Here is a 22846-nt window from a genome sequence, read left to right as displayed (position 1 = left end):
GGGCAGCGAAGGCAAAAGATGTCCCCTTGAGGGGACAACTTGAAGGACAGGGCTTCTCAGGCCACCTTGCGCAACGCTGGCAGGCGCACCAGCGACCAGCCGGCTTCCGACTCGGCCAGGGCCAGGCGGATCCCGTCCAGGGGCATGGTGTTCAACAGGGTCTGGGCCAAGTCGCCGACCATCCAATTGGCAGTGTTGGAGGCGATGACCCGGCCGTCGGCGGAGATCAGCACGGCCTCGTGTTCCAGGCGCATCAGGCTGCGCACCAGCAGGCGCTCGACGTTGTGCAGGGACAGGTCCAGCCCGGCGACGCCGATGAAGCGGCCCTGCACCAGGATCGGCATGGTGAAGGTCAGCACGTACATGTTGGTGCCGTAGAGGTCCACGTAGGGGCCTTCTACCACGCTCTTGCCGCTGTCGCGGGGCCGGCGGTACCAAGGCATCTCGGTATAGTCGTAGTAGTTTTCCCGGCGCCGGTCGAAGTTGGGGCGCAGGGGGAGAGTCTTGCCGGCATCGGCCAGGTACCACCATTCCAGATGCATCTCCCGGTCGGCCAGGCAGCCAGGTTCGACGATGACGCCGCCACCGCAACCGAATGCCCCGGTGACCAGCAACTGCCGGTCGATCGCCGGACGCAGCAAGGCCAGGTCCTTGGCGGTAGGCTCGCGCCCCTCGGCCAGGACCCGCTCCCAAAGCCCTCGGGTTTCTTCCACCAACTGGCGGACCTGGCTGAAGATAGTCCCTAGTGTGCTGTCCAACTGCTGGGCGCAGGCCGACAGGGGATCGTTATCGCTCAGGGCAAACATGGCATTACCTCACGCAGGTTCGGCTTTCTTGTTATGGGTTGCTATGGCCTCGCGGGCCTGTCAAAACAATGTGACGCAATTACCACGCCAACCCTGGCGCGTTTCATCCTGAACCGCAGCTTCAATCCTCATCCGATTCGGCCAGCAACTCCAGGCGCAGGCTGATCAGGCGCTTGATGCCGCGACTGACATGAGCCTCGGCCAGTGCCCCGGCCAACACCGCATCGCCTGCGACCAGCGCCTGGAGTATGGCCCGATGCTCCTGCTCGACCACCGTCACATCACCACCACCGGCCGCCTCCATCCAGAGCAGTTCGCCCACTTCCGACTGCAGGCGCATCTCGGCGTTGGTCAAGCGCAGCGACTGGGCGGCAGCCGCCACCTCGATATGAAAGCGGGCATCGGCTCGGTGCCGGGCCAGGCGCGAGCCGGCCTGCTTGAGCGTTTCGATGTGCTGGGCGATGCGCGCTTGCTGCTCAGGCGAGCTGCGCTTGGCCGCAAGACGCGCGGCAGTGCCTGAAATGGCTGTCTGTTCATCGCCCAGGTCGCGCAGATCCGGGCCGCTCATGTCGCGCAGGCGCTGCAGCAGCAACGCCTCGGGCAACTCCACCGGCGCGCAGACGAAACTGCCGCCATTGCGGCCACGGCGGGTTTCGATCAGGCCACGCTGACGCAGCACCACCAGCGCCTCGCGCAGGGTGACGGTGGCGACCCCCAGTTGCAGGGCCAATTCCGACTCGCTGGGCAGTTGCTGCCCTTCGGCAAACAGTCCCAGTTCAATGGCTTCCACCAACCTCCGCGCCACCTCATCGGTACGCCCTTCCTGGCGCAACCGGATGAATGCGGTGTTACGAGCAGTATTCAGGGCAGTCATTGCCTCTCCCTATAGAGCATTGCAAGGCGGGCGCACGGGCCTCGGCTAAAAGGTTCAGTTTCGTATCTTATAGCGAAGCGCCGAACGCACGATACCGATTAATTGCCCATTCTAGTGCTTTGACGCCCCTTTTCGGGACTGTTGGCAAATAACAAACTTTAAGATATGGTTTCATAGGTTTAAGATTTTAAGCAGGCCCGGGGCACACCGCGGCGCCTGCGCTCAGCGACTTTCCACCAACAAGACTGACCAAGGAATACGCCATGCAAACCAAACTCCTGATCAACGGCCAGTTGGTCGACGGGCAAGGCAGCCCATACGCGGTGTACAACCCCTCCGAGGGTTCGGTGCTGGTGAACATCGCCGAAGCCAGCAGCGCGCAGGTCGATGCCGCCGTGCAGGCCGCCGACCAGGCCTTCGACAGCTGGTCGCAGACGCCCCCGAAAGAACGCGCGCAACTGCTGCTCAAGCTGGCCGACCGTATCGAAGCCGAAGCACCGACCCTGGCCCGCCTGGAGTCGCAGAACTGCGGCAAGCCTTATCAGGCAGCCCTGAATGACGAAATCCCGGCCATTGCCGACGTCTTCCGCTTCTTCGCCGGCGCCAGTCGCTGCCTGTCGGGCTCCGCCGGCGGCGAGTACCTGCCGGGGCACACCTCGATGATCCGCCGCGACCCACTTGGCGTGGTCGCCTCCATCGCGCCGTGGAACTACCCGCTGATGATGGTCGCGTGGAAGCTCGCCCCCGCCCTGGCCGCCGGCAACTGCGTGGTCCTCAAGCCATCCGAGCAAACCCCGCTCACCGCCCTGGAACTGGCGCGCATCATGGTCGACCTGTTCCCGGCTGGGGTCGTCAACATCCTCTTCGGCCGCGGCCCTAGCGTGGGCGAGCCACTGGTCAACCACCCCAAGGTGCGCCTGGTGTCGCTGACAGGCTCCGTGGCCACCGGCTCGCGCATCATCTCCAGCACCGCCAGCAGCGTGAAACGCACCCACATGGAACTGGGCGGCAAGGCGCCGGTACTGATCTTCGATGACGCCGATATCGACGCTGCCGTCGAAGGTATCCGCGCTTTCGGCTTCTACAACGCCGGCCAGGACTGCACCGCCGCCTGCCGCCTATATGTGCAGCAAGGCGTCTACGAGACCTTCGTGGGCAAGCTCGGCGAGGCGGTGGCCAGCCTGCGCATGGGCCTGCAAGACGACCCACAGACCGAGCTGGGGCCGCTGATCACCCGCGACCACCTGGAACGCGTCGAAGGCTTCGTCAAACGCGCCAAGGCTCAGCCACACATCCGCGTGATCACCGGCGGCAAGCGTGCCGACGGCCCAGGCTTCTTCTTCGAGCCGACGGTGCTGGCCGACGCCCGCCAGGATGACGAGATCGTCCAGCGTGAAGTCTTCGGCCCGGTGGTCAGCATCACGCCGTTCAGCGACGAAGCGCAGGCCCTGTCCTATGCCAACGACTCCGACTACGGCCTGGCCTCCTCCGTCTGGACCCGCGACGTCGGCCGCGCCAACCGCCTGGCCGCACGCCTGCAGTACGGCTGCACCTGGGTCAACACGCATTTCATGCTGGTCAGCGAAATGCCCCACGGCGGCATGAAACAGTCGGGCTACGGCAAGGATATGTCCATGTACGGGCTGGAAGACTACACCTGCGTGCGCCACGTCATGTTCAAGCATTGAGGACCGGCACGGCGCACCTGACCGGGGCGCCGCGCACCACGCCGAGGCACCGGCAAACGCAACACCCGCTCATCAACCTTGATAAAACCGCCCGGAATGGGCCCTCGACATAAAACATATAAAACCATAGGCAATATGGCATGGGTCCTGCTTTCTCCCCTGCACGAGCCTGAAACCAGCCGTCATTGTTACCTCCCGGCACAGCCGCGGTAACGGCTTACGAGGTGTGTCACCATGCTTATCACCGGCATCAAGAGCCGTCCGGTCTACGACCGGCTGCAACCCATGACAGGTGGGCTACGCCACCTGATCGCGGGCCAGGGCAGCGGCGGAGAGGCCATGCTGCGATTGATCGCAGACATGTCCCCTTCACAGCGCCACAACAGCACCCTGCTCTACTCCACCGAGTCCTTTTCCGGCCACAACCACTTGCAAGCGCTGCAAGAGGCCGACGCGGCCGGGCTTGAAGTGTTCGCCAGCAACCAGGCCTTGATCGACGCCCTGCGCGATAGGCTAAGCGACGCCCACATGGGCACGCGCCTGTACCTGAGCGGCTCGGAAAGCTTCATCGGCACCGCCATGCAAGCCGCCAACGCCGTCGACCTGAACCGCGACGAAGTGCTTCGCGAACACAGCGGCACCTTGGTGCGCCGTGTCTGGTGCGCGCATTGCGACACCTACACCGAGAACGTCACCCAGCGCGTGTTCACCTGCCCCGGTTGCCAGCTCAACCTCGTGGTGCGCGATCACTATTCCCGCCGCCTGGCCGCCTTCCAGGGCATCAAGGCTGACGGCGAAGTCCCGGGCGAACTGCCACCTGCCGAGGAGCTCGACACATGAACACCCATAACGGCACCCTGAGCGTACGCGTTGCCCGGATCGAGCAACTGACGCCGGAAATCAAACGCTTCACCCTGGTCGACCCCGACGGCAAGCACCTGCCCGCCTTCTCTGGCGGCAGCCATGTGGTCGTGCTGCTGGAGGACGGCGACAAGATCCACCGCAACGCCTACTCGCTGATGAGCTCGCCCTACGACTCCAGCGCCTACCAGATCGCGGTGCGCCGGGTCAGCGACGGCCGCGGCGGCTCGCGCCACCTGCACGACAAGGTCAGCGAAGGCGACCTGCTGCAGATCCTGCAGCCAGCCAACCTGTTCCCGCTAGCCAAGCATGCCCGCCAACACCTGTTCATTGCCGGCGGCGTCGGCATCACCCCGGTGTATTCGCAACTGGAAGAACTGCAGCTGAAACAGTCCACCTTCGAGCTGCACCTGGCTGTCCGCGGGCCGGAGCACACCGCCCTGGGCCTGGAACTGCAGGCTAAGTACGGCGAACAAGTGCGCCTCTACGTGCAAGGCCAAGGCCCGCGCATGGACATCCGGCATATCCTCAGCGCCCGCCCGCTGGGCAGCCATGTCTACGTCTGCGGCCCGGACAGCATGATCGACGACACCCTCGACAGCGCCCATGCCCTGGGCTGGACCGACAGCCATATCCACTACGAGCGCTTCGTCGAGCAAGGCTCCACGGGCCAGCCGTTCAGCGTCACCCTGGCGCGCCAGGGCGTGACCATTGAAGTGCCGGCCGAACAGTCGCTGCTCGAAGCCGCCGAACAAGCCGGCTACAAGGTGCCCTATCTGTGCCGAGGCGGCGCCTGTGGCTACTGCGAAACCGAAGTACTGGAAGTCGATGGCGAACTCGACCATCGCGATGACTGGCTCAGCGAGGAAGACAAGCTGAGCAAACGCAAATTCATGCCTTGCGTATCACGTGCCAACTGCAGCCGCCTGGTCGTAGACCTCTGAAACAGGAAAACAACAAAATGACCGTATTCAAGCCAATCGAAACCTACGCCGACGTCGGCGGCGAGCACACCTACAGCAACAGCCGCGACGCAGTGCTGCGGCTGCCCTTCCCCTATCCGGAAGACCAGTACATGTACTCGATGAACGTCGAGCCTCATGTGCCCTTCGGCAACGGCGCGCTGCGGGCGCAGTTCGACATCGACGAGCACTACATCTCCGAGTGCCACCACCGCGCGCAGACCCTCGACAGCCAGCCGGGCGTGCACTACGCCGCCCTGCCGCACATGATGGAAGCCCAGTGGGACTTGCTCGAACTGCTGATGGAGTCCTACTCCCGCGACTTCCCCGAGCATTTCACCCTGGAGAAAAAGGGCAGCCAGTGGCACTGGATCAACCGCCCGCTGCAGATCGACGACACCTTCACCTTCGGCGACGCCAGCACTTTGCCGATGGACCCGATGGAGTACATCACCCGTCAGGCCCAGGGCGAGTTCATCTTGCTCGAAGAGCGTGACGAAACCCTGGTGATGGGCGCCGGCATGGCCACCCAGCGCGCCGACTACTCACTGCGCTTCAACCTCGGCATGAGTTTCATGGAGTTCCACGGGCCGGTGCCCAAGCTGCACGAAATGGGCATCCTGCAGCGGGCCCTGAAATTCCTCCTGCGCCTGCGCCCGGGCCACCCGGTGCGCCGCACCAACTGGTCGATCACCGTCAACCCGCGCCTGGAAACCTCCGCCGAGACCCTGCCGGACTGGGCCCCCGACCGCACCATCGTCACCCCGGAAAACGCCGGCGACCTGGTCAACCTGCGCATCGAGCTGCAACCCCTGCACCGCCTGCCGCGCAGCAACGCAGTGCTGTTCCCGGTACGGACCTACCTGGTCAGCCTCAAGCAACTGGCCGAGTTCGCGCCCCAGTGGGCCAAACGCATGCACCGGGTGATCCGCGATCTGGACCAGGAGCTGGTGGACTACAAGGGCTTCACCCGCTACCGCGATGCCATGGTTGCCTGGCTGTCGCAATACGACGACGGCACGCCGGTCGACGAGAGCCAGCAGTAACCCCAAGCCTGCGAGCGCGCCATAGCGGCGCGCTTCTACCACCGATGTGCTTGCCATCCAGGGACCACCCATGAAAACAATACGCAACTTCTTGCCCGAGAGCTGGAGTCTGGTGTTCTCCGCCGCAGGTTCGGCCTACGGCGTCGGCTTGCTCGGCCTGTGGGCCTTGCCCTTTCTGATCAGCGCCATCATCCACGACCTCAACCTCAACGAAGCCCAGGCCGGTCTACTGATGTCGGCGGAGTTCGGCTTCACCATGCTGGCTTCGCTGCTGATCGCCCCCTTCATGGGCCGCGCGCCACGGCGCACCCTGGCCCTGGCCGGGACCCTGCTGGCCATCGCCGCCAACCTGGCGAGCGCCAACATCGAGAGCATCTATGCGCTGGCCGCGGTCCGCTGCCTTGCTGGCCTGGGCGCCGGCCTGGCACTGGCCTGCGGCAACGCCGCCGTTTCCAGCGCCAAGCATCCGGACCGTGTTGCCGGGCACATGAACGTGTTGTCGGTGTTGCTGATGATCGTGGTGATGCTGGGTTACGCCAAGGTCATGGCACAGTTCGGCCTGCCGGGCCTGTACTACGCGATGGCCGCGACCATGGCGGTGATGCTCCTGGCCATTCCCGCGATGGCGCAACACGCACCGGCAGCGGAGCCCTCCCCCTTGACGCACACTGCCAAAGGCTCTGGCAACATCCTGCTGAGCCTGCCGGCGATCTGCATGATGCTGGCGATGTTCGTGTTCCAAGCCCGCGACACCATGGGCTGGGCCTTCGTCGAACGCATCGGCACCATGGTCGGCTACAGCGGCGACGAGCTGGGCGTGCTGCTGTCGTTCCAGTCCTTCGTCGGCCTGATCGGCCCGCTGATCGCGGCGATGGTCGGCAAGCGCTTCGGCATGAGCACCCCGGTGATCCTGGCCATCCTCCTGACCGGCGCCACCAGCCTGAGCTACGTGCTGGGCGAGCACTCCAAGACCCTGTACACCGCCGGCGTGATGACCATCTGCGTCACCTACTTCTATGCCTTGAGCTACCTGACCGGCCTGGCGGCAGCCTTGGACCGCGAAGGCCGGGTGGTCGCGGCGGCCAGCAGCTTCCTGAGCCTTGGCCTGGCCGTGGGCCCGGCGATCTCCGGCGGCCTGATTTCCCTCGGCGGCTTCACCCTGGCCGCCTGGGGCATTGGTGTGACCGTCGTGTTGACCTTGTTGCTGGTGACCGTCCCGCTGGCCAGCATCCGGCGCGGACATGCGCCCCTGACGCCGGCTACGGTGCTCTAACCGACCTTCGGGGCCAGGTCGCGCAAGGCGGCCAGCGCCCCCCTGCACCCTGGCCTCGACCGTCAGGTCTCCCTCCAGAAACAGCACCGGGCACCGGCGCTCGCTGAGCCAAGCCCGGTGCCCCTCCAGGGAGCGCCCCCCGTCGTTCCCGCATCATAACTGGGTAGCTCAGGCCAGGAATGCTAGGCCGGCCAACGTGGACATGCCGGAGCCAGCAGCTCCGGTAATCAGGGTTTTCATTGCCTTGCGAGTCCGTTCCGGATGGTGCTGCCGGATCAACCCAGATGCCTGGCTTCGTTGACCCGAGCATGAATGCCGTCGAGGTACTGGGACCTGAGTTCCTCGGCCAAAGGCCCGAGGACCGGGTTGGCCTTGAAGGGCCCCAGGAGCCTGTCGATCACGCGGTAGACCTTGGCGATGGCAGCCTCGACGCTCGATGGCACGAGCGGATCGAACCGAATGCTTTCCATCTCCTCATCCAACCGCATGAGCACCGGCCCGGCGCTCTGCATCTGGATGCGGAGCATCTCAACAGACGATTCCATCATCAACCTCCTTGTGTCGGCAGCCCTTGTGATTGGAACGCCAGGTTCTCGGGCACTGCTGTCTTCAAACTGAAACCTGATCGTCATCTTGGCGACACTACTCTTGGAATATTGCACTTATGTGACAGCCCACAGAGAGGTGAGCCTGCAGCCCTTGAGCGAGCAGGATAGAGCGGTTTCATGACAATCCGGGGTTCTGGTTAATGCCTGTCAGTTAAGGCGTAGTGTGCCGCCCAGAGTCAAAACCGGTCAGGGAGAAGGAAAAGCTGAAGATTCCCAGGATTTTCTGTGGGCTGTGGGAGGTTGGCTTTAGACCGTTTTATGGCTAGCAGGCGCATGCCTTGCAATCCTCCACCAAAACTCGCAATGCCCGGACACCGGTCTAAGCTAGACAGCTGTCGGCCCGTCCCCCTTCCACGGTTGCGGCCACCGACGGTTTACCTTTCATGGATCGAGGCCCACCTTATGCAGTTGTCACGCCCACCTTTCGCCCTGGCCCTTGCCCTGTGCATCGCCTGCTCCACGGCCCACGCCGCCGACCTCAGCCCCAATGATCTGCTCCAACAGGCGCAAGCCGAGCGCAGCGGCTATCTGGATACCTTGAAAGCCCTGGTCTCGGTAGACACCGGCACCGGTACCCAGGAGGGCCTGGCCGAAGTCGGCGCCCTGTTGGTCAAACGGCTGGAGGCGCTAGGTGCAAAAGTCGAGACCAGCCCAGCCACGCCGTCGGTAGGCGACAACATTGTCGGTACCTTCACGGGCACCGGCAGCAAGGACTTTCTGCTGATGGTCCACTACGACACCGTCTTCGGCCCCGGCACTGTTGCCAAGCGCCCGTTCCGCACCGAAGGCGAACGCGCCTACGGCCCTGGCGTTGCCGATGCCAAGGGTGGCGTGGCCATGATCCTGCACGCGATCAAGCTGCTCCAGGACCAGGAGTTCAAGGGCTATCGCACGCTCACCGTGCTGTTCAACCCGGATGAAGAAATGGGCTCGGCGGGCTCGCAAAAAATCATCGCCGAACTGGCCCGCAAGCATGACTACGTGTTCTCCTACGAGCCACCGGACAAAGACGCTGTCACCGTCGCCACCAACGGTATCAACCGCGTACACCTGGAGGTCAAGGGCCGCTCCTCCCACGCCGGCTCCGCCCCCGAAGACGGCCGCAATGCCCTGACCGAACTGGCGCACCAAATCGTGCAACTCAAGGACCTCGGCGACACCGCCAAGGGCACCACAGTGAACTGGACCCTGGCCAAGGCTGGCGAGAAGGCCAATATCATCCCGGACCTGGCGACTGCCGATGCCGACATGCGCTACTCAGACCTGAGCGAAGCCGACCGCGTGCTGGCCGACGCCAAGCGCATCGCCCAGAACAGGCTGATACCCGACACCGAAACCACCGTCACACTGCAAAAAGGCCGGCCGCCGTTGGCCAGGAATGAAGGCTCCGAGCAATTGGCCAAAACGGCCCAGCAACTGTATGGCGAAATCGGTCAGAAGATCGAACCCATTGCCATGCGGTTCGGCACTGACGCCGGGTATGCCTATGTGCCGGGCAGCGCAAAACCCGCGGTACTCGAAACCATGGGCATCGTCGGGGCCGGGCTGCATGCCGAAGATGAGTACATCGAACTGGCCAGTGTGGCGCCGCGCTTGTATCTGACGGTGGCGATGATCAGGAAGCTGTCGGAGTAGCGTCCGGCCGGTTCAAAAGATGCTTGCTCGTAGCATTCCTGATTGAGTCAGGGTTGAGAGGTCGATGGCGCAACGCCGGCCTGCTCCCTGACCCACTCGATGAAGTGGCTGGTCGTTTGTGCCCTGCGCGGGGTGGCTAATGCAGACTCTGCAGCGAACATTCGCTAATGGGCGGAGGCGGCCTGCCATGAGCGGCCACGCTCTCCCCATATCACGGACAATTAGCCAGCGATGTCCGAGTACGGGCGAGGTTCGCTTGGCGGACATGTCTGTGGCCCCAGCTCCACGCGCCAATACCCGACGTCATGCCATTGGCCAAGCTTGTAGCCAACCTCCGGAAATGTGCCGATATGACGGAAACCCAGCCGCTCATGCAGTACGACACTGCCAGCGTTGGGCAGTGCGATGCCGGCATAGGCCGCACGGAACCCCAGTCGAGAAAGGATCGGTAGCAACACCGCATAGAGGTTGCGAGCAACGCCAGTGCGACGCGCATGCTGCGCGATATAGACCGTGACATCCACGGACCACCGATAAGCAGCCCGAGCCCGATGTTGGCTAGCGTAGGCAAAGCCGACCACACGACCGTCGCACACGGCCACCAGATATGGGTAGCTGTGCAAGGTTGTGGTGATCCGCTGCCGCATCTCTTCGACTGTCGGCGGCACCTCTTCGAAAGAGATGGCCGAACCGGCCACCACAGGCGCGTAGATGGCCTGAACTTCCGGGGCGTCTCCAGGGTGTGCGTCTCTGATCTCGATAGGCATGGCAATCTCAGATCGAACGTTGATTGACTCGCGCACAGAGCTGCTCGGTACTCTCCTTGCGCTCCGAGTAACGATCCACCAGGAACACCTGACGGTCGCGCAGCAGCAGGGTGAACTTCACCAGCTCCTCCATCACATCGACCACTCGATCATAGTACGCCGACGGCTTCATGCGTCCCGCGTCGTCGAACTTCATTGCGAGCCACCACATACTTGCAGGACCGCTAAGGTCTTGCCTTGGGTGAGACAGACGGCGCCAAGCGTCAGGGGAATCTGCTGCTCATATCTTGACTCCGAACAGTTGAATAACTGCTTGGGTGTCTCCGAGGGGAGGCAAGGTGCCAACTAATCTTCGGAGCAAGCGACATGGGGACAATAGCTTTCCTGAAGTTTAGCGACATCAAGCCTGTATATTTCCCACAACGACAAATTCCTTAAAGCCCCAAAAACCCTAAGATACCGGCAATACCATGTCAAAGGTGCTGCTCTGGTCATTGTGTTTTCCAGCAGTAAAAGGTTCTCCCTCAATATGGTAGACCTTCGGCTCTTCCGAAAAATACTCCTCTAAACCCATCATGAACACCCGATGATCTTCACTCGCCTCGAAGCCTGGCGTGTGATCCTCAAGGGATTGCCAGCGCACTATCAGGTTGAATAGCTGGGGGGTTTCGATACCTTGCGCGAGCATGTGACCGCCGTATCCCTTTGCGCGACTGAGCAAAGGCGAAACTTCGGTAAATGCACGTCTGAACTGTTCAATGCGTTCTTTGTGAACGGGCAGCAGAGCGATTTCATAAATCATGGGGCATTCCCTCAAATTGAGTTCAACAATTAAACATTCGCGCTGTCGAGATGAGCCTGCGGCTCGACTGCAATGGCGATTTTTCCCTGGAGGCCGTTGTTGGGGGTCTCCAGTAGGGCATGGGCGAGTGGAATGTCGGCAAGGGAGTACACCGCACCCACATGTGGCCGCAGCTGTCCACGAGCTATCAATGCGCTCAACTCATCCAACTTGCCGCGGTTTTGTCTGGTGAAAACGAAGTGATAACTGGCGTTCTTGCCCCAGGCCTGCACGAGGTTTTGTGGCTGGGCAATGTCCACAATCGAGACCACGCGGCCAAGTTGTGCGAGCGCGTCGGGGCTACGCGACAATGTATTGCCGCCGATGGTGTCGAACACCACATCGACGCCGTGGCCACCGGTTTCCCGCAGGATAGCGTCGACGTAATCCTCTTTCTCGTAGTCGATGACCACGTCGGCACCCAAACTCCGTGCGAACTCAAAGTTTGCGTCGCGCACGGTGGTGAACACCCTGGCACCTATGGCTTTTGCCAGCTGTATCGCCACATGACCGACGCCTCCCGCGCCGCCGTGCACGAGGATGCTCTCCCCCACTCTGAGCGCCGCACGCACGACCAATGCTTCCCACGCTGTCCCGCCAACCAGGGTCAGGCTGGCCGCCTCGAGATGGCTCAGCGCCGGGGGCTTCTTCCCGATAATGCTTTCGGCAGCAACGTGGTACTCGGCATAACTTCCAGGGCCATCAAAAATTTGCGGGGTGTACCAGACTTCGTCGCCTGGCACGAAGCTCGTCACACCCGGCCCAACCGCTTCGATGACACCAGATACGTCATGCCCGGTAATGGTCGGCAGTGGCACCAGGTCGGAATAGTCGCCACGTCGGACCTGGAAATCCAACGGATTGATGGAGGTTGCGTGCACCCGCACCAGCACTTGTCCCGCGTGCGGCACTGGCTTGGGCACGTCGCACAGCTCGAACGATTCCGGGCCGCCAAATGATTTAAGTATCAGCGCTTTCATTGTAGATCCTCGTTTCGGTAAAAAGGGATATCGGGATTTTTCGATATATAAAGGCAAAGAAATTTACGGGTTTTCCCTATGATCTCAGTTCATTGTGAACCCTCGCTTCGATAAAACGGGATATCGGGATTTTCCGATATTAAGGAGTAAAAAATTACAGCTCCTTGCCTATGATCTCGGCAAGAGCACTGATGTTTGCTTCATTACGCTTGTAGTAAGTCCACTGCCCGATGCGACGGACTTCGACCAAGCCCACTCGTTGCAGCGTCGCAAGATAATCGGACACCGTCGACTGCGACAGGCCGACACCTTCTTGAATACTGCTGACGCAGACGCCCACCGTATGAACGTCCCCTTCATCCTGTGGAGGGAAGTTCTTCACCGGATCCTTCAACCCCTTGAGGATTTCAAGGCGCGTACGGTTTGAGAGGGCTTTGAATATTTCGAGCAATTCCATAAGCCCGATAATATCGAGATTTACCGATATGTCAATGTGAGAATCAACCGCCGGTCGGACATGCAATCCGAGGGTTGCTGCCTGAAGGGTCAGCCAGACTCCGCCGCAACTCTCAAATTTGCTAGCCTCCCGAAAGGGAGGATTTGTACTCAATTCGCACTCGCCTTTTGACAGTCCGCTCGCCTTCAAAGTAATCACTAAGCACGTGCGAATGAGGCTGACAGTCCGCGCCTGCGAGTCCCCCCACTCCGCTGGCGAGATGCCCTTGAACAGCTCAAGTTCGCTCCGGTACTTCAACACCACCTGCGACAACATGGATCGAAAACAGCCCTTCACCCGTGCAGCTTGCCCCCCATGGCCAACGTCACGCCAATCCTTAGCACCTTCAGGACCTCCCCTAAGGCGTTCCATTTCGTCCATGGAGCCGAAAACCAGGACGACAGCGGGCGTTCTCCTCAGGACGTCTCATCGATCGCACTGATGATTACTATCGAAGGGCCCGCCTGTTTGGCTTCCCAAACCGACTCATATAATGGCCTCCAATTTTTCCTCGCTCCCCGCCTGCTTCAGGCCACATTCCCTCCTGGAACCCCGCACCATGCCAAGCGCTAGCCAGGCCCCTCTCGGCCTCCCTGAACATAGTCAACAGAGCATCAAACAGCAGTGGCTGGCGATCCTCTCGGTCGCCGTGGGTGCCTTCGCCTTGGTTACCAGTGAGTTTCTACCGGTGGGCGTACTCAACGATGTCGCCAGCGACCTCGGCATCAGTGCAGGCCACGCCGGTCTGATGGTTACCCTGCCCGGCATAATGGCCGCCCTCGCCGCGCCCTTGCTGTCGGTGGGCATTGGCGCCTTGGACCGTCGCTATCTGCTTATCGGCCTGACGCTGATAATGATCATTGCCAACTCGGTCGTGGCCTACGCCAGCGACTTCAGCCTGCTGCTGTTCGGCCGTGTGCTACTGGGCGTCAGTATCGGCGGTTTCTGGGCTACTGCCATTGCCCTCAGCGGCCGCCTAGCCCCCAAGGGAGTGGGCGTAGCCCAGGCCACCTCGATCATCATGGTCGGTGTGACCTTGGCCACCGTGCTGGGCGTGCCCGTAGGCACCTGGCTGAGTGGCCTGATGGGCTGGCGCATGACCTTCCTGGTAACCGCCCTGGTGGGCGTACCGGTGCTACTGGCGCAGGTCTTCCTGCTGCCGCGGCTCACCCCAGACAAGGCCATTCGCATCAGTGACCTGCCGGCCTTGTTTATCAATCCACAAGCTAGGGTTGGATTGATCGCAGTATTGCTGATTGGCCTGGCGCATTTTGCCGCATACACCTATGTCGCCCCCTTCTTCAAACAAAGTGCTGACTTCGATGGGCCGACTATTGGCTCACTGCTACTGCTGTATGGCGTGGCCGGGGTAGTGGGGAATATTTTCGCCGGTTTCGCCGCCAACCGAAGCGTGCGTCACACCCTGTTGCTGGTCGCGCTAATGATCGGCATCAGCACCGCCCTGTTCCCGTACTTCGCCACCGGCATGACCGGCGCAGCAGTACTGATCGCGCTCTGGGGCTTCGCATTCGGCGCCTTTCCGGCCTGTGCCAGTATTTGGATGTTCATCGTGGCGCCCAAGGATGTCGAACGCGGGATGCCACTATTCGTCGCCATGTTCCAGGTGATTATTGCGTTGGGCTCGTTCTTCGGCGGGCAGATCGTCGACCAACTAGGCAGCTCGGTGCTGTTGATTTTAGCCACAGCCTTGGTGGGCTGCGGTTTTGTTACGGTGCTTGTACTGGGGCGTAACGTCAGTAATAGCTTGGCGGCCCAACCCTGCTAGAACCAGCAGACGGAAGCGCGGATCAACCCCGCTCGACCATACAGGTGGTTGGTGGCTCCCACGCATGGGAACCACCAGACATAATACATGTGCGTTAAAACGCGTAGACCAATGTGGCCGTGGCGCTACGCGGGGTGCCATACCACCCACGTGAACCGATCGCTGTGTAGTACTTCTCGTCAAACACATTATTGAGGTTCAAGGAGACGCTGGTTTGCGGCGTGAACGCGTATTGCGCCATCAGGTCGACTATGCTGTAGGCGCCCTGAGTGAACGTCTCGTCGTTAGGTCCGGCGTCTTTGTAGTACTCCGAACCTTGCCAGCGCACGCCACCACCCACTTTCAACTGCGGCAAGGACTGCAGTCGATAGCTCGTGAACAGTTTGAAGGTATCCCGCGGCACTTCAGTGAGCAGGCGCTCGTCATCCGAATCCTTGATTTCGGCATAGGTGTAACTGGCGGATACTTGCCAATCAGGCAGGATCTCTCCCGCCATTTCTATCTCGAAACCTCGGGTTTTCGTGCCGGACTCGGCACGGTAGGCCCGGTTGCCGTCCGGTGCCAGGTTACTGCCGTCAGCCACGGCGAGGTTGTCCTGTCGCACTTCGAAGACACTGAACGCGGCGGTCAGGCGTTTGTCCCAGAACTCGCTCTTGATCCCCAGCTCGTAGTTCACGCCTTCTTCCGGGTCAAGGTAGCTGCCGCTGACATCCTTGTTGCTTTGTGGCTTGAATATGGTGGTGTAGCTGGCATAGGCCGACCAGTTTTCGGCGAAGTCATAAACAAGCCCCACGTAGGGGGTGACGACCCCGGTTTCGCTTCGCGAGGTGCGGCGGATCTCGCCGCTTGACAGCGTTGTAGAGGCTTCGTCACGTTGCCAGTCAATCAACCGCGCTCCGGTAATCAGCGACAGGTCATCGGCCAGGCTCCAGCGAACCGATGCCACCAGGCCGTCCTGGGTTTCATCCAGCGCATCTTCCGAAGACTTGGTGTGGATGGCATCAGGGATCGCCAGCGAGCCGTCCCATGTGTAGATGTTGTCAATGGTCTGGAACGACCAAAGCGGGTAACCGTCGTTACGGTAGTAGGCTTTGTAGTGACTGGCCCCGAGGTAGAGCTGGTGCTCGCGGGACAGCAGTTCGAAAGGGCCGGAGGCTGACAGGTCGAACGAGGTCTGTCGGGGCTCGCCCGCCCAACGGCCAGTCCAGGTACTGATACCGCTGCCGTCGGGGTTGACAGTGCCGTTGGCAGCGGTGGCAAAGGCATCGTCATAGCTGCGGCGGCTGTGTTCGGCATTGAGTTTCAGCAACCAGCCGTTATCCAGCTGGTGATCCAGGGTGGTGAACAACGTTTTCGTGCGACGCTTGTGGTAGCTCCAGTCCGAAGCCGAGTTGAACGAGCGGGAAGGGCTGAAGTGACTGCCATCGGAGTTGAACATCGGGAAGCCGTGGTTGCCTGCCCCGTTGTTGTCCATCTCCTGATATTCAGCCCCTACCGTCAGCATCGTGCGCTCAGTGAGGTCCCATTCCACCACCCCGTACGCCACCTGCTTTTCCAGGGACTGGCGATCGATATGGCTCTGGCTATCAGTGTTCGACGCGACAAAGCGTCCGCGGACATTGCCGCTCTCTGTCAACTTTCCGGACACGTCCAGTTCGGTCCGGTAGTTGTCCCACGATCCGGCCTTGAGTGTCAGCGTGCGTTGTGTTTCGAGCGTCGGCTTCTTGCGAATCAGGTTGATGGTCGCGCCGGGGTCCCCGGTCCCCGACATCAGGCCCGTGGCCCCGCGTACCACCTCCACCCGGTCATACGTCACCATATCGGCAAGGTCGTCGCGAAAGCCGTAGGTATCGGGCCGGTTGACGCCGTCGACCTGGATGCTACCGACCTCGAAACCACGTACATAGATATGATTGGAGTCGCTACCGGCCGGCCCCATGCTGTCAACGACCACACCCGGAGTCTGTTCAAGCACCTGGGCAACATCCGTCAGATTCTGATCTTCGATCTGCTGGCGGGTTACCACGCTGATGGACTGCGGCGTCTCGCGTGCGGAGAGGCGCAGACCGGTCGCGGTGTTGGCCGAGCCGGTGGTGTAGCTGCCTGTGCCTTCGGTTGTACTACCCAGGCCTGTGTCATTGATGCTGGTCGCACCCAGTTCAACGGCACCGCTGGTTTGCGCCTTGCTCAGCACATACCGCTTTTCTCCCGCCTGCAGCACCCGCAACCCGGTCCCCTGCAGCAACGTGGCAAAACCTTGCTCCAGCTCGAAACTGCCCTGCAGCCCAGATGACTGCAACCCGCTGGTTTCTTCGTTGCTGAAGCTGATGGTCACACCGCTGGCGGCGGCGAACTGGCTGATCGCAGCGGCCAGGCTGCCGGCCGGGATATCGTAGCGCTGCGGGGCGGCCCAGGCGGTCGAGGTCGCCAGTGCGGCACCGCAAAGGCTCAGCGCGAGGGTCGCCTGGCGAATACTGCAGGCTAGCGAGGTACGGCTTACGGACATGAATGGGGGCTCCTGGTCTGGTTGGCTTGGGCGCACCTGATGCGCTCGCCCTCAAGAGCCGAAGCAGCGAAAGAAATGTGTTACCCCCAAATGAAAAAAAATTGCGGGGGTTTGAGGCCGGATGAGTGTGCAGACAGCGCCTGGCGCATAGGTGCTGGTGCATGACGCCGTCCCCCCCCGCCTCACCCCCTCCCCCATGGCTCGAGACGCACCCAATAGCGGGTCATGCGCCGTGCGCGGATCGGCAAGGCGTCTTCCAGGCTGGCCAGGGCGATGTCGGTATCGTCGAGGTTGAATGCGCCGGACAGGCGCAACTCAGCGACCTGCCCAGAGCACCCAAGATAACCGGGGCGATAGCGCGCCAGCTCGTGGACCACATCGCCCAGACGCCAATCGACGCTGACCAGCATGCCGTGGACCCAAGCCTGGGCGTCGGGGTCCAGAGCACGCAGCAGCCCCACGTTGTCGGCACTGAAGCTCAGGCTGTACCCAGTATCTATGCGAACCACCTGAGGCGTTCGGCTTGGTCGCACTTCCACGGCATGGGCGGCTACCGCCACATGGCTCACGCCAGCGTCTTGGCGCACGCTGAAACGGGTGCCGAGGGCAAGGATGTCGCCTTCAACGGTGCGCACAGTCAGTGGGCGCGGGTCCTTGGCGGTTTCCACCAGGATCTCGCCTTGGCGCAGATGGATCAGGCGCCGGCCAGCGTCGAAGATAATATCCACACGGCTGTCGGTATTGAGGTCCAGCCGCGTGCCATCGGCAAGAGTCAGCTGTCTCCGCTCGCCGATCCGTGTCGAGTAATCGGCACTCCACGGCGAGACGCGATAGCCCTGCCAGCCAACCACCCCGACACCGAGCAACAGAACCAATGTCTTCACTGCATTACGTCGATCCCGCCGTGCGATTTCCAGAGTCTGCGCAGCACCGCTGGGTGCGTTACCCAGGCGGTACTGCAACTGCTCCAGGCGCGCCCAGGCTTCGGCATGACGACAATCGGCGGCGCACCAAGCTTGCCACGCGGCGCGGGTAGAATCATCGACGCTGCTCTCATGCAAGCGCACGTACCAGTCCACTGCCTCGCTGAGAATGGCCTTCATGCGCCCTCGATCAGCAAGCAATGCATCAGTGCACGAGCTAGGTGCTTGCGCACGGTGCTCATCGAAACGCCGAGCCGTTCGGCAGCCTTCTCGTAGCTCAGGCCGTCAAGTTGCACGGCGAGAAAGATCGCTCGCGTGCGTGGGCCGAGGCCATCGAGCATGCGATCAATAGCCATCAGGGTATCGAGGATTGCAGCACGGGTTTCGGCAGATGGCGCATAGCACTCCGGCTGCCGCGCCAGGGCCTCGAGGTAAGCGTTTTCCAGGCTGCGGCGACGATACAGGTCAATGACCAGACCGCGAGCGATAGTCGCCAGGTAGTGACGCGGCTCGTTGAGCGTGCCCGCAGTGCGCGCCAGTAACACCCGGATGAAGGTGTCCTGGGCCAAGTCTGCGGCATCGGCGGAACTGTTCAGGCGCTGACGCAACCAGCCGTGCAGCCAGCCGCTGTGCTCGCGGTACAGCGTTTCCAAGCCCATGTGCGCAGCTCCGCTGGGAACAACGGTAGACATCACTCCCCCCTAAAAAGATCACTAGGTGCAAATAAGAATTTGTCTCAAGTGTACTCAGTGAGGCCGGGATTGGGAATGGAGAGATGTGAAAGGTGTTTCTATGGATTGGAATCTATCAGAGGTTTTCGCTGGGACTTGGACATCCCTAGGAGGTCGCCCATGGAGCGGGTGATACTAATCGTCACTGACCGCTTTGATACCCTGCACCGGACCTCACTCAAGGCAGACACATGGACATACCGCCCCGCTTCATCATTCATGAATCCAAGTACTGGCTTATCAACCACCGCATGGACAGTGCGTTGCCAGGCTATTTGATGCTGGGTGCAAAGCAGATGACGAACTCCCTGGCAGCGCTATCGACCGAAGCGCTGGCTGAGCTAGGTGTATTGCAGGCGCGAATCCAGAAAGCCATTGAAGACGACCTGCAACCCAAACGGCTGTATATCGGCCGCTTTGGGCACGATGCGGGTCACTCCATTCACTTCCATTTCATACCGGTTTACCCCTGGGTAGAAGCATTGTTCTGGAGAGACGACAGGTATAGGTTGCTGCAAACCTTCAGCTCGATCGACAGTGCTGCCCAACAGACCGATGGTGCTGAACTGATGCTATTTGTATGGCGAGAGTTCTGTGAGCATCCTGATCCCCCACAGATACAAGGCCCATCGGTTGATCGGGTCATTGCGGCGTTGCGTGAGAAATTTGCTTTTCAGCGTCCTGGTTGAGCTAGACAATCGGACTTCAGTTGCTGGGGGCTACGGGGTAAGACTGGTTCTTGATCATCAGGCCCATTGGACTGGCAACAATCCAGTCACTGAACGCTCGCACGGCATTGGGGCCGAACAAGTAGAAGGGAATACCTGATGACGGTACGAACAGTGGCGATTGCCATCCACAATGGCGTTCAAGCATTGGATGTCGCTGGCCCCATGGACGTGTTCCATGAGGCCAACACCTACCTGGCAAGCGAAGACCAGTACGAAACAGTGCTGGTCGCCACCGACTACAGCCCTCTTCGGGCGTCGAACAGAATGCAGTTGAGAGCAGACCTTACGTTCGCTGAAGCAACCGGGACCTTCGATATTCTGCTGGTCGCCGGGGGCCCCACCTTACCTGACGCGACACCGGACCCGAGTCTCATCGAATGGGTCAGCAAAGCCCCGAATCAGGCGGATATATACGGCTCCATCTGTACTGGTGTGTTTGCGTTGGGATACGCCGGCCTCATCGATCAGCGCCGCGTGACGACTCATTGGCAAAACATACCAAAGCTGGCTACTCGGTTTCCGAAGGCCTGCGTCGAACCAGACGCGATTTATGTGCGCGACGACAGGCTGGTGACCTCCGCTGGCGTCACTGCGGGCATCGACCTGGCCTTGGCCCTGGTCGGCCAGTGCCATGGACAAGACATCGCCCTGACCGTGGCCAAACGGCTGGTGGTCGTGGCCCAACGTCAGGGTGGCCAGTCGCAGTTCAGCCCATACCTCACCGCTCCGGCCAACCCCGTATCGCCGGTAGCGCGTATCCAGGCGCATGTCATGACGCACATCGGCGAGCGGCACAGCCTGGAGTCGCTCGCTGCCGAAGTCGGCATGAGCGCACGTAACCTGGCGCGCTATTTCGTGCAGGAAACCGGAATCACCCCGTACGAATTCGTGCAACGCGCGCGCATCGATGCCGCACGCATGATGCTGGAAGCCAGCGACCGCCCCCTGAAAACCATCGCCTATGACTGTGGCTTCGGCACGGTCGACCGCATGCGCATCATCTTCGGCGAACGGCTTGGCATCACCCCCGCCCAGTACCGGGCCAGCTTCCGCCGCCCGGCACCAACCACACCATAGGCATGCCAACCTCTCAGGCAGGCGGCAGGCCCAGGGCCTTGGCAACACCGGCACCGTACGCAGGGTCGGCCTTGGTGCAGTTGGCAATATGGCGCTGCTTCACCTCCAAGCGTGCATCCCCCATGGCCCGTGCCGTGTTGTCGAATAGCGCCTGTTGCTGCGCGGGCGTCATCAGGCGGAACAGGTTGCCGGGCTGCTCGTAATGGTCCTCATCGATGCGATGGTCCCAATGGTCGGCCGCGCCATCGAGCTCCAGCGGCGGCTCCTTCAGCGACGGATCATCGCCAATCCAAGTGTCTTTGCTGTTGGGCCAATAGCTCGCCGTCCCTCCCAGGTTACCGTCAGTGCGCATGGCACCGTCGCGGTGATAGCTATGGAAGGGGCAACGCGGCGCATTGACCGGGATGTGATTGAAATTCACCCCCAACCGGTAGCGCTGCGCATCACCATAGGAGAACAGCCGCCCCTGCAACATGCGATCCGGTGAAAAACCGATACCGGGCACCACGTTGGCCGGCGAGAACGCCACCTGCTCCACTTCCGCGAAATAATTCTCCGGATAGCGGTTGAGCTCCATCACACCCACCTCGATCAGCGGGTACTCGGCCTTCGGCCACACCTTGGTCAGATCGAACGGATTGTGCTTGTGCGCACGGGCCTGCTCTTGCGTCATAACCTGGATGAACAGTGTCCAGCGAGGGAAATCACCTTGCTCGATGGCATCGAGCAAATCACGGCCATGACTTTCACGATCACCGGCGATCAACGCCGAGGCTTCTTGGTCAGTCAGGTTCTCGATGCCCTGCTGACTACGGAAATGGAACTTGACCCACACACGCTCGTTCGCCTCATTGATCAGCGAAAATGTATGGCTGCCAAAACCGTGCATGTGCCGCAGGCTGCGGGGAATACCTCGGTCCGACATGACGATGGTCACCTGGTGCAGCGCCTCGGGCAGCAGCGTCCAAAAGTCCCAGTTACTGTCGGCCGAACGCAGCCCGGTGCGCGGGTCGCGCTTGATAGCGTGATTCAAATCGGGAAAACGCATCGGGTCACGGAAAAAGAACACCGGTGTGTTATTGCCCACCACGTCCCAGTTGCCCTCCTCGCTGTAGAACTTCACCGCAAAGCCGCGAATATCGCGTTCGGCGTCGGCGGCGCCACGCTCGCCGGCCACGGTGGAAAAGCGCGCGAACAGCGGAGTCTGCTTGCCGACCGCGGCGAATAACTTGGCCTTGGTATAACGGGAAATGTCCTGGGTGACCGTAAAGGTGCCATGGGCACCCCAGCCCTTGGCATGCATGCGCCGCTCCGGGATCACTTCACGGTCGAAGTGGGCCAGTTTCTCGATCAGCCAGATATCCTGCAGTAACGCTGGGCCGCGAGGGCCGGCGGTCATGGTATTGAGGTTGTCCGCTACCGGGGCCCCTGTGGCATGAGTCAGGGTAGGCAGCGCGCCGTTGTCGGGGGAACGTGTGTCGGTCATCTCGATGGCTCCAGGTTCAGGTAGTGATCACGGACACTCGCCTCAGCTCGGCCACGCCGAATTGAGAATGAGCGAGCAGAAGTTCATACGCGTGTAACCCGGAACCTTCAGCGCCAGTACATCGGCCTTCACGTTACCGAACGTGGTCAGCGGCTTGTGTTTTATGCCGTCGGCGAAGTGCTCGATGATGCCTTCCTTGAAGTTCGCCTCGCGTGGATGGTGGTCACATACCTGGCAACGCTGCTCATGGCTGAAGTCATGGTAGGCAATGCCCAGTACATCCATCTCGACCCCTGCCGTCACCAGGGCGATGGTGGGCCGCATGTGCTCGGGGATGCCGGGCGTAGTGTGCAGTGCGATGGCCGCCCAGACATCTTCGATGTCGCGATCCGAGACCCCGTAGCCCTTCATGAAATCCCGAGCCGCGTTGGCACCATCGACCTCGAAGCGCAGTTCGGGGCTGGAGTAGCGCGCCGTCAGCCCCATGTCATGGAACATGGCGCCCAGGTAAAGCAGCTCGGGGTCGAAGTCCAGACCGCGGCGCTCGCCAGTCAATGCCCCCCAGCAGAAAACCCGGCGGCTATGGTTGAACAGCAGGTCGTCCTCGGTATCGCGAACGAGTTCGGTAGCAGCGCGGGCAATCGCGCTATCGGGGATTCTGATACCAGCAACGATTTCGGTCATCGGCATACTCTCCTGATTGGGCAGCGCGGTGAAGCACAGTGCGCAAATGCCAAGGTTGAACTACCGCGACAGCACCGCCCTGGTG

At 61.3% G+C, this 22846-nt stretch carries 21 protein-coding genes and 1 pseudogene; 9 read left to right on the top strand and 13 right to left on the bottom strand.

From position 1 onward, the window contains the following. Positions 1–56: 56 nt before the first annotated feature. Both ACYU03_RS10240 and ACYU03_RS10235 read right to left on the bottom strand, forming a co-directional pair. Positions 57–806 carry a cache domain-containing protein gene (locus ACYU03_RS10240; RefSeq protein ID WP_461890324.1) on the bottom strand — a complete coding sequence of 250 codons (750 nt, stop codon included), beginning with the start codon at positions 804–806 and terminating at the stop codon, positions 57–59. A gap of 121 nt (positions 807–927) precedes the next feature. Continuing rightward, positions 928–1680, bottom strand: a complete 753-nt coding sequence (locus ACYU03_RS10235; RefSeq protein WP_461890322.1) for a FadR/GntR family transcriptional regulator — start codon at positions 1678–1680, stop codon at positions 928–930. 263 nt (positions 1681–1943) lie between these two features. On the opposite strand from ACYU03_RS10235, the gene ACYU03_RS10230 reads away from it, so the two are divergent. The 5 genes from ACYU03_RS10230 (at position 1944) to ACYU03_RS10210 (ending at position 7510) form a co-directional block, all read left to right on the top strand. Beyond that, the gene (locus tag ACYU03_RS10230; RefSeq protein WP_461890320.1) at positions 1944–3368 is read left to right on the top strand and encodes a gamma-aminobutyraldehyde dehydrogenase; all 1425 of its coding nucleotides are present in this window, start codon (positions 1944–1946) and stop codon (positions 3366–3368) included. A gap of 234 nt (positions 3369–3602) precedes the next feature. Continuing rightward, positions 3603–4208, top strand: coding sequence for a dimethylamine monooxygenase subunit DmmA family protein (locus ACYU03_RS10225; protein WP_461890318.1), 606 nt, complete (start codon positions 3603–3605; stop codon positions 4206–4208). Continuing rightward, positions 4205–5173 carry a PDR/VanB family oxidoreductase gene (locus ACYU03_RS10220; protein ID WP_461890316.1) on the top strand — a complete coding sequence of 323 codons (969 nt, stop codon included), beginning with the start codon at positions 4205–4207 and terminating at the stop codon, positions 5171–5173. The genes ACYU03_RS10225 and ACYU03_RS10220 overlap by 4 nt, the downstream gene beginning before the upstream one ends. A 17-nt stretch (positions 5174–5190) precedes the next feature. Beyond that, the gene (locus ACYU03_RS10215; protein WP_461890314.1) at positions 5191–6237 is read left to right on the top strand and encodes a heme-dependent oxidative N-demethylase family protein; all 1047 of its coding nucleotides are present in this window, start codon (positions 5191–5193) and stop codon (positions 6235–6237) included. Between the two features lie 70 nt (positions 6238–6307). Beyond that, on the top strand, positions 6308–7510 hold the full coding sequence (locus ACYU03_RS10210; RefSeq protein WP_461890312.1) for an MFS transporter: 1203 nt from the start codon (positions 6308–6310) through the stop codon (positions 7508–7510). 275 nt (positions 7511–7785) lie between these two features. On the opposite strand, the gene ACYU03_RS10205 is transcribed toward ACYU03_RS10210, so the two are convergent. Then, positions 7786–8058, bottom strand: a complete 273-nt coding sequence (locus ACYU03_RS10205) for a hypothetical protein (protein ID WP_461890310.1) — start codon at positions 8056–8058, stop codon at positions 7786–7788. 462 nt (positions 8059–8520) lie between these two features. Here ACYU03_RS10205 and ACYU03_RS10200 point away from each other — a divergent pair, with 462 nt between their 5' ends. Continuing rightward, on the top strand, positions 8521–9753 hold the full coding sequence (locus ACYU03_RS10200; protein ID WP_461890308.1) for a M20/M25/M40 family metallo-hydrolase: 1233 nt from the start codon (positions 8521–8523) through the stop codon (positions 9751–9753). Between the two features lie 221 nt (positions 9754–9974). Here the strand turns inward: ACYU03_RS10200 and ACYU03_RS10195 are convergent, their stop codons facing one another. From ACYU03_RS10195 to ACYU03_RS10175, 5 genes and pseudogenes are all read right to left on the bottom strand, one after another. Next, on the bottom strand, positions 9975–10520 hold the full coding sequence (locus ACYU03_RS10195) for an arsinothricin resistance N-acetyltransferase ArsN1 family B (RefSeq protein WP_461890306.1): 546 nt from the start codon (positions 10518–10520) through the stop codon (positions 9975–9977). Positions 10521–10527: 7 nt separating this feature from the next. After that, positions 10528–10793: pseudogene (locus tag ACYU03_RS10190) on the bottom strand (arsenical resistance protein ArsH); the annotation flags it as partial. Positions 10794–10971: 178 nt separating this feature from the next. Next, positions 10972–11322: an antibiotic biosynthesis monooxygenase family protein gene (locus tag ACYU03_RS10185; protein ID WP_461890304.1), complete on the bottom strand. Its 351-nt coding sequence runs from the start codon at positions 11320–11322 to the stop codon at positions 10972–10974. A gap of 29 nt (positions 11323–11351) precedes the next feature. Beyond that, complete coding sequence (locus ACYU03_RS10180; protein ID WP_461890302.1) at positions 11352–12341, bottom strand: zinc-dependent alcohol dehydrogenase family protein; 990 nt, start codon at positions 12339–12341, stop codon at positions 11352–11354. 154 nt (positions 12342–12495) lie between these two features. Further along, entirely contained in the window at positions 12496–12798 is a 303-nt protein-coding gene (locus ACYU03_RS10175; protein WP_461891438.1) for an ArsR/SmtB family transcription factor, read from the bottom strand. A 598-nt stretch (positions 12799–13396) separates the two neighbouring features. Between ACYU03_RS10175 and ACYU03_RS10170 the strand changes: the two genes are divergently transcribed. Beyond that, positions 13397–14623: an MFS transporter gene (locus ACYU03_RS10170; protein WP_461890301.1), complete on the top strand. Its 1227-nt coding sequence runs from the start codon at positions 13397–13399 to the stop codon at positions 14621–14623. Between the two features lie 94 nt (positions 14624–14717). Here ACYU03_RS10170 and ACYU03_RS10165 read toward each other — a convergent pair whose 3' ends face one another. The 3 genes from ACYU03_RS10165 to ACYU03_RS10155 form a co-directional block, all read right to left on the bottom strand. After that, positions 14718–17129, bottom strand: coding sequence for a TonB-dependent siderophore receptor (locus ACYU03_RS10165; protein WP_461890299.1), 2412 nt, complete (start codon positions 17127–17129; stop codon positions 14718–14720). A 182-nt stretch (positions 17130–17311) separates the two neighbouring features. Then, positions 17312–18232 carry a FecR domain-containing protein gene (locus ACYU03_RS10160; protein ID WP_461890297.1) on the bottom strand — a complete coding sequence of 307 codons (921 nt, stop codon included), beginning with the start codon at positions 18230–18232 and terminating at the stop codon, positions 17312–17314. Next, complete coding sequence (locus ACYU03_RS10155; protein ID WP_461890295.1) at positions 18229–18744, bottom strand: sigma-70 family RNA polymerase sigma factor; 516 nt, start codon at positions 18742–18744, stop codon at positions 18229–18231. The genes ACYU03_RS10160 and ACYU03_RS10155 overlap by 4 nt, the downstream gene beginning before the upstream one ends. A 230-nt stretch (positions 18745–18974) precedes the next feature. Between ACYU03_RS10155 and ACYU03_RS10150 the strand changes: the two genes are divergently transcribed. Together ACYU03_RS10150 and ACYU03_RS10145 are read left to right on the top strand one after the other, a co-directional pair. Beyond that, complete coding sequence (locus ACYU03_RS10150) at positions 18975–19472, top strand: HIT family protein (RefSeq protein ID WP_461890293.1); 498 nt, start codon at positions 18975–18977, stop codon at positions 19470–19472. A 138-nt stretch (positions 19473–19610) separates the two neighbouring features. Next, positions 19611–20591: a GlxA family transcriptional regulator gene (locus ACYU03_RS10145; protein WP_461890291.1), complete on the top strand. Its 981-nt coding sequence runs from the start codon at positions 19611–19613 to the stop codon at positions 20589–20591. Between the two features lie 13 nt (positions 20592–20604). Here the strand turns inward: ACYU03_RS10145 and ACYU03_RS10140 are convergent, their stop codons facing one another. Beyond that, entirely contained in the window at positions 20605–22077 is a 1473-nt protein-coding gene (locus ACYU03_RS10140; protein WP_461890290.1) for a catalase, read from the bottom strand. Positions 22078–22119: 42 nt separating this feature from the next. After that, entirely contained in the window at positions 22120–22761 is a 642-nt protein-coding gene (locus ACYU03_RS10135) for an HD domain-containing protein (RefSeq protein ID WP_461890288.1), read from the bottom strand. Positions 22762–22846 lie beyond the last annotated feature (85 nt).

It is taken from the genome of Pseudomonas sp. X10, from assembly GCF_054889225.1.
Note: the sequence above shows the minus strand (reverse complement) of the source record. Positions and strands in the feature narration are given on the sequence as shown.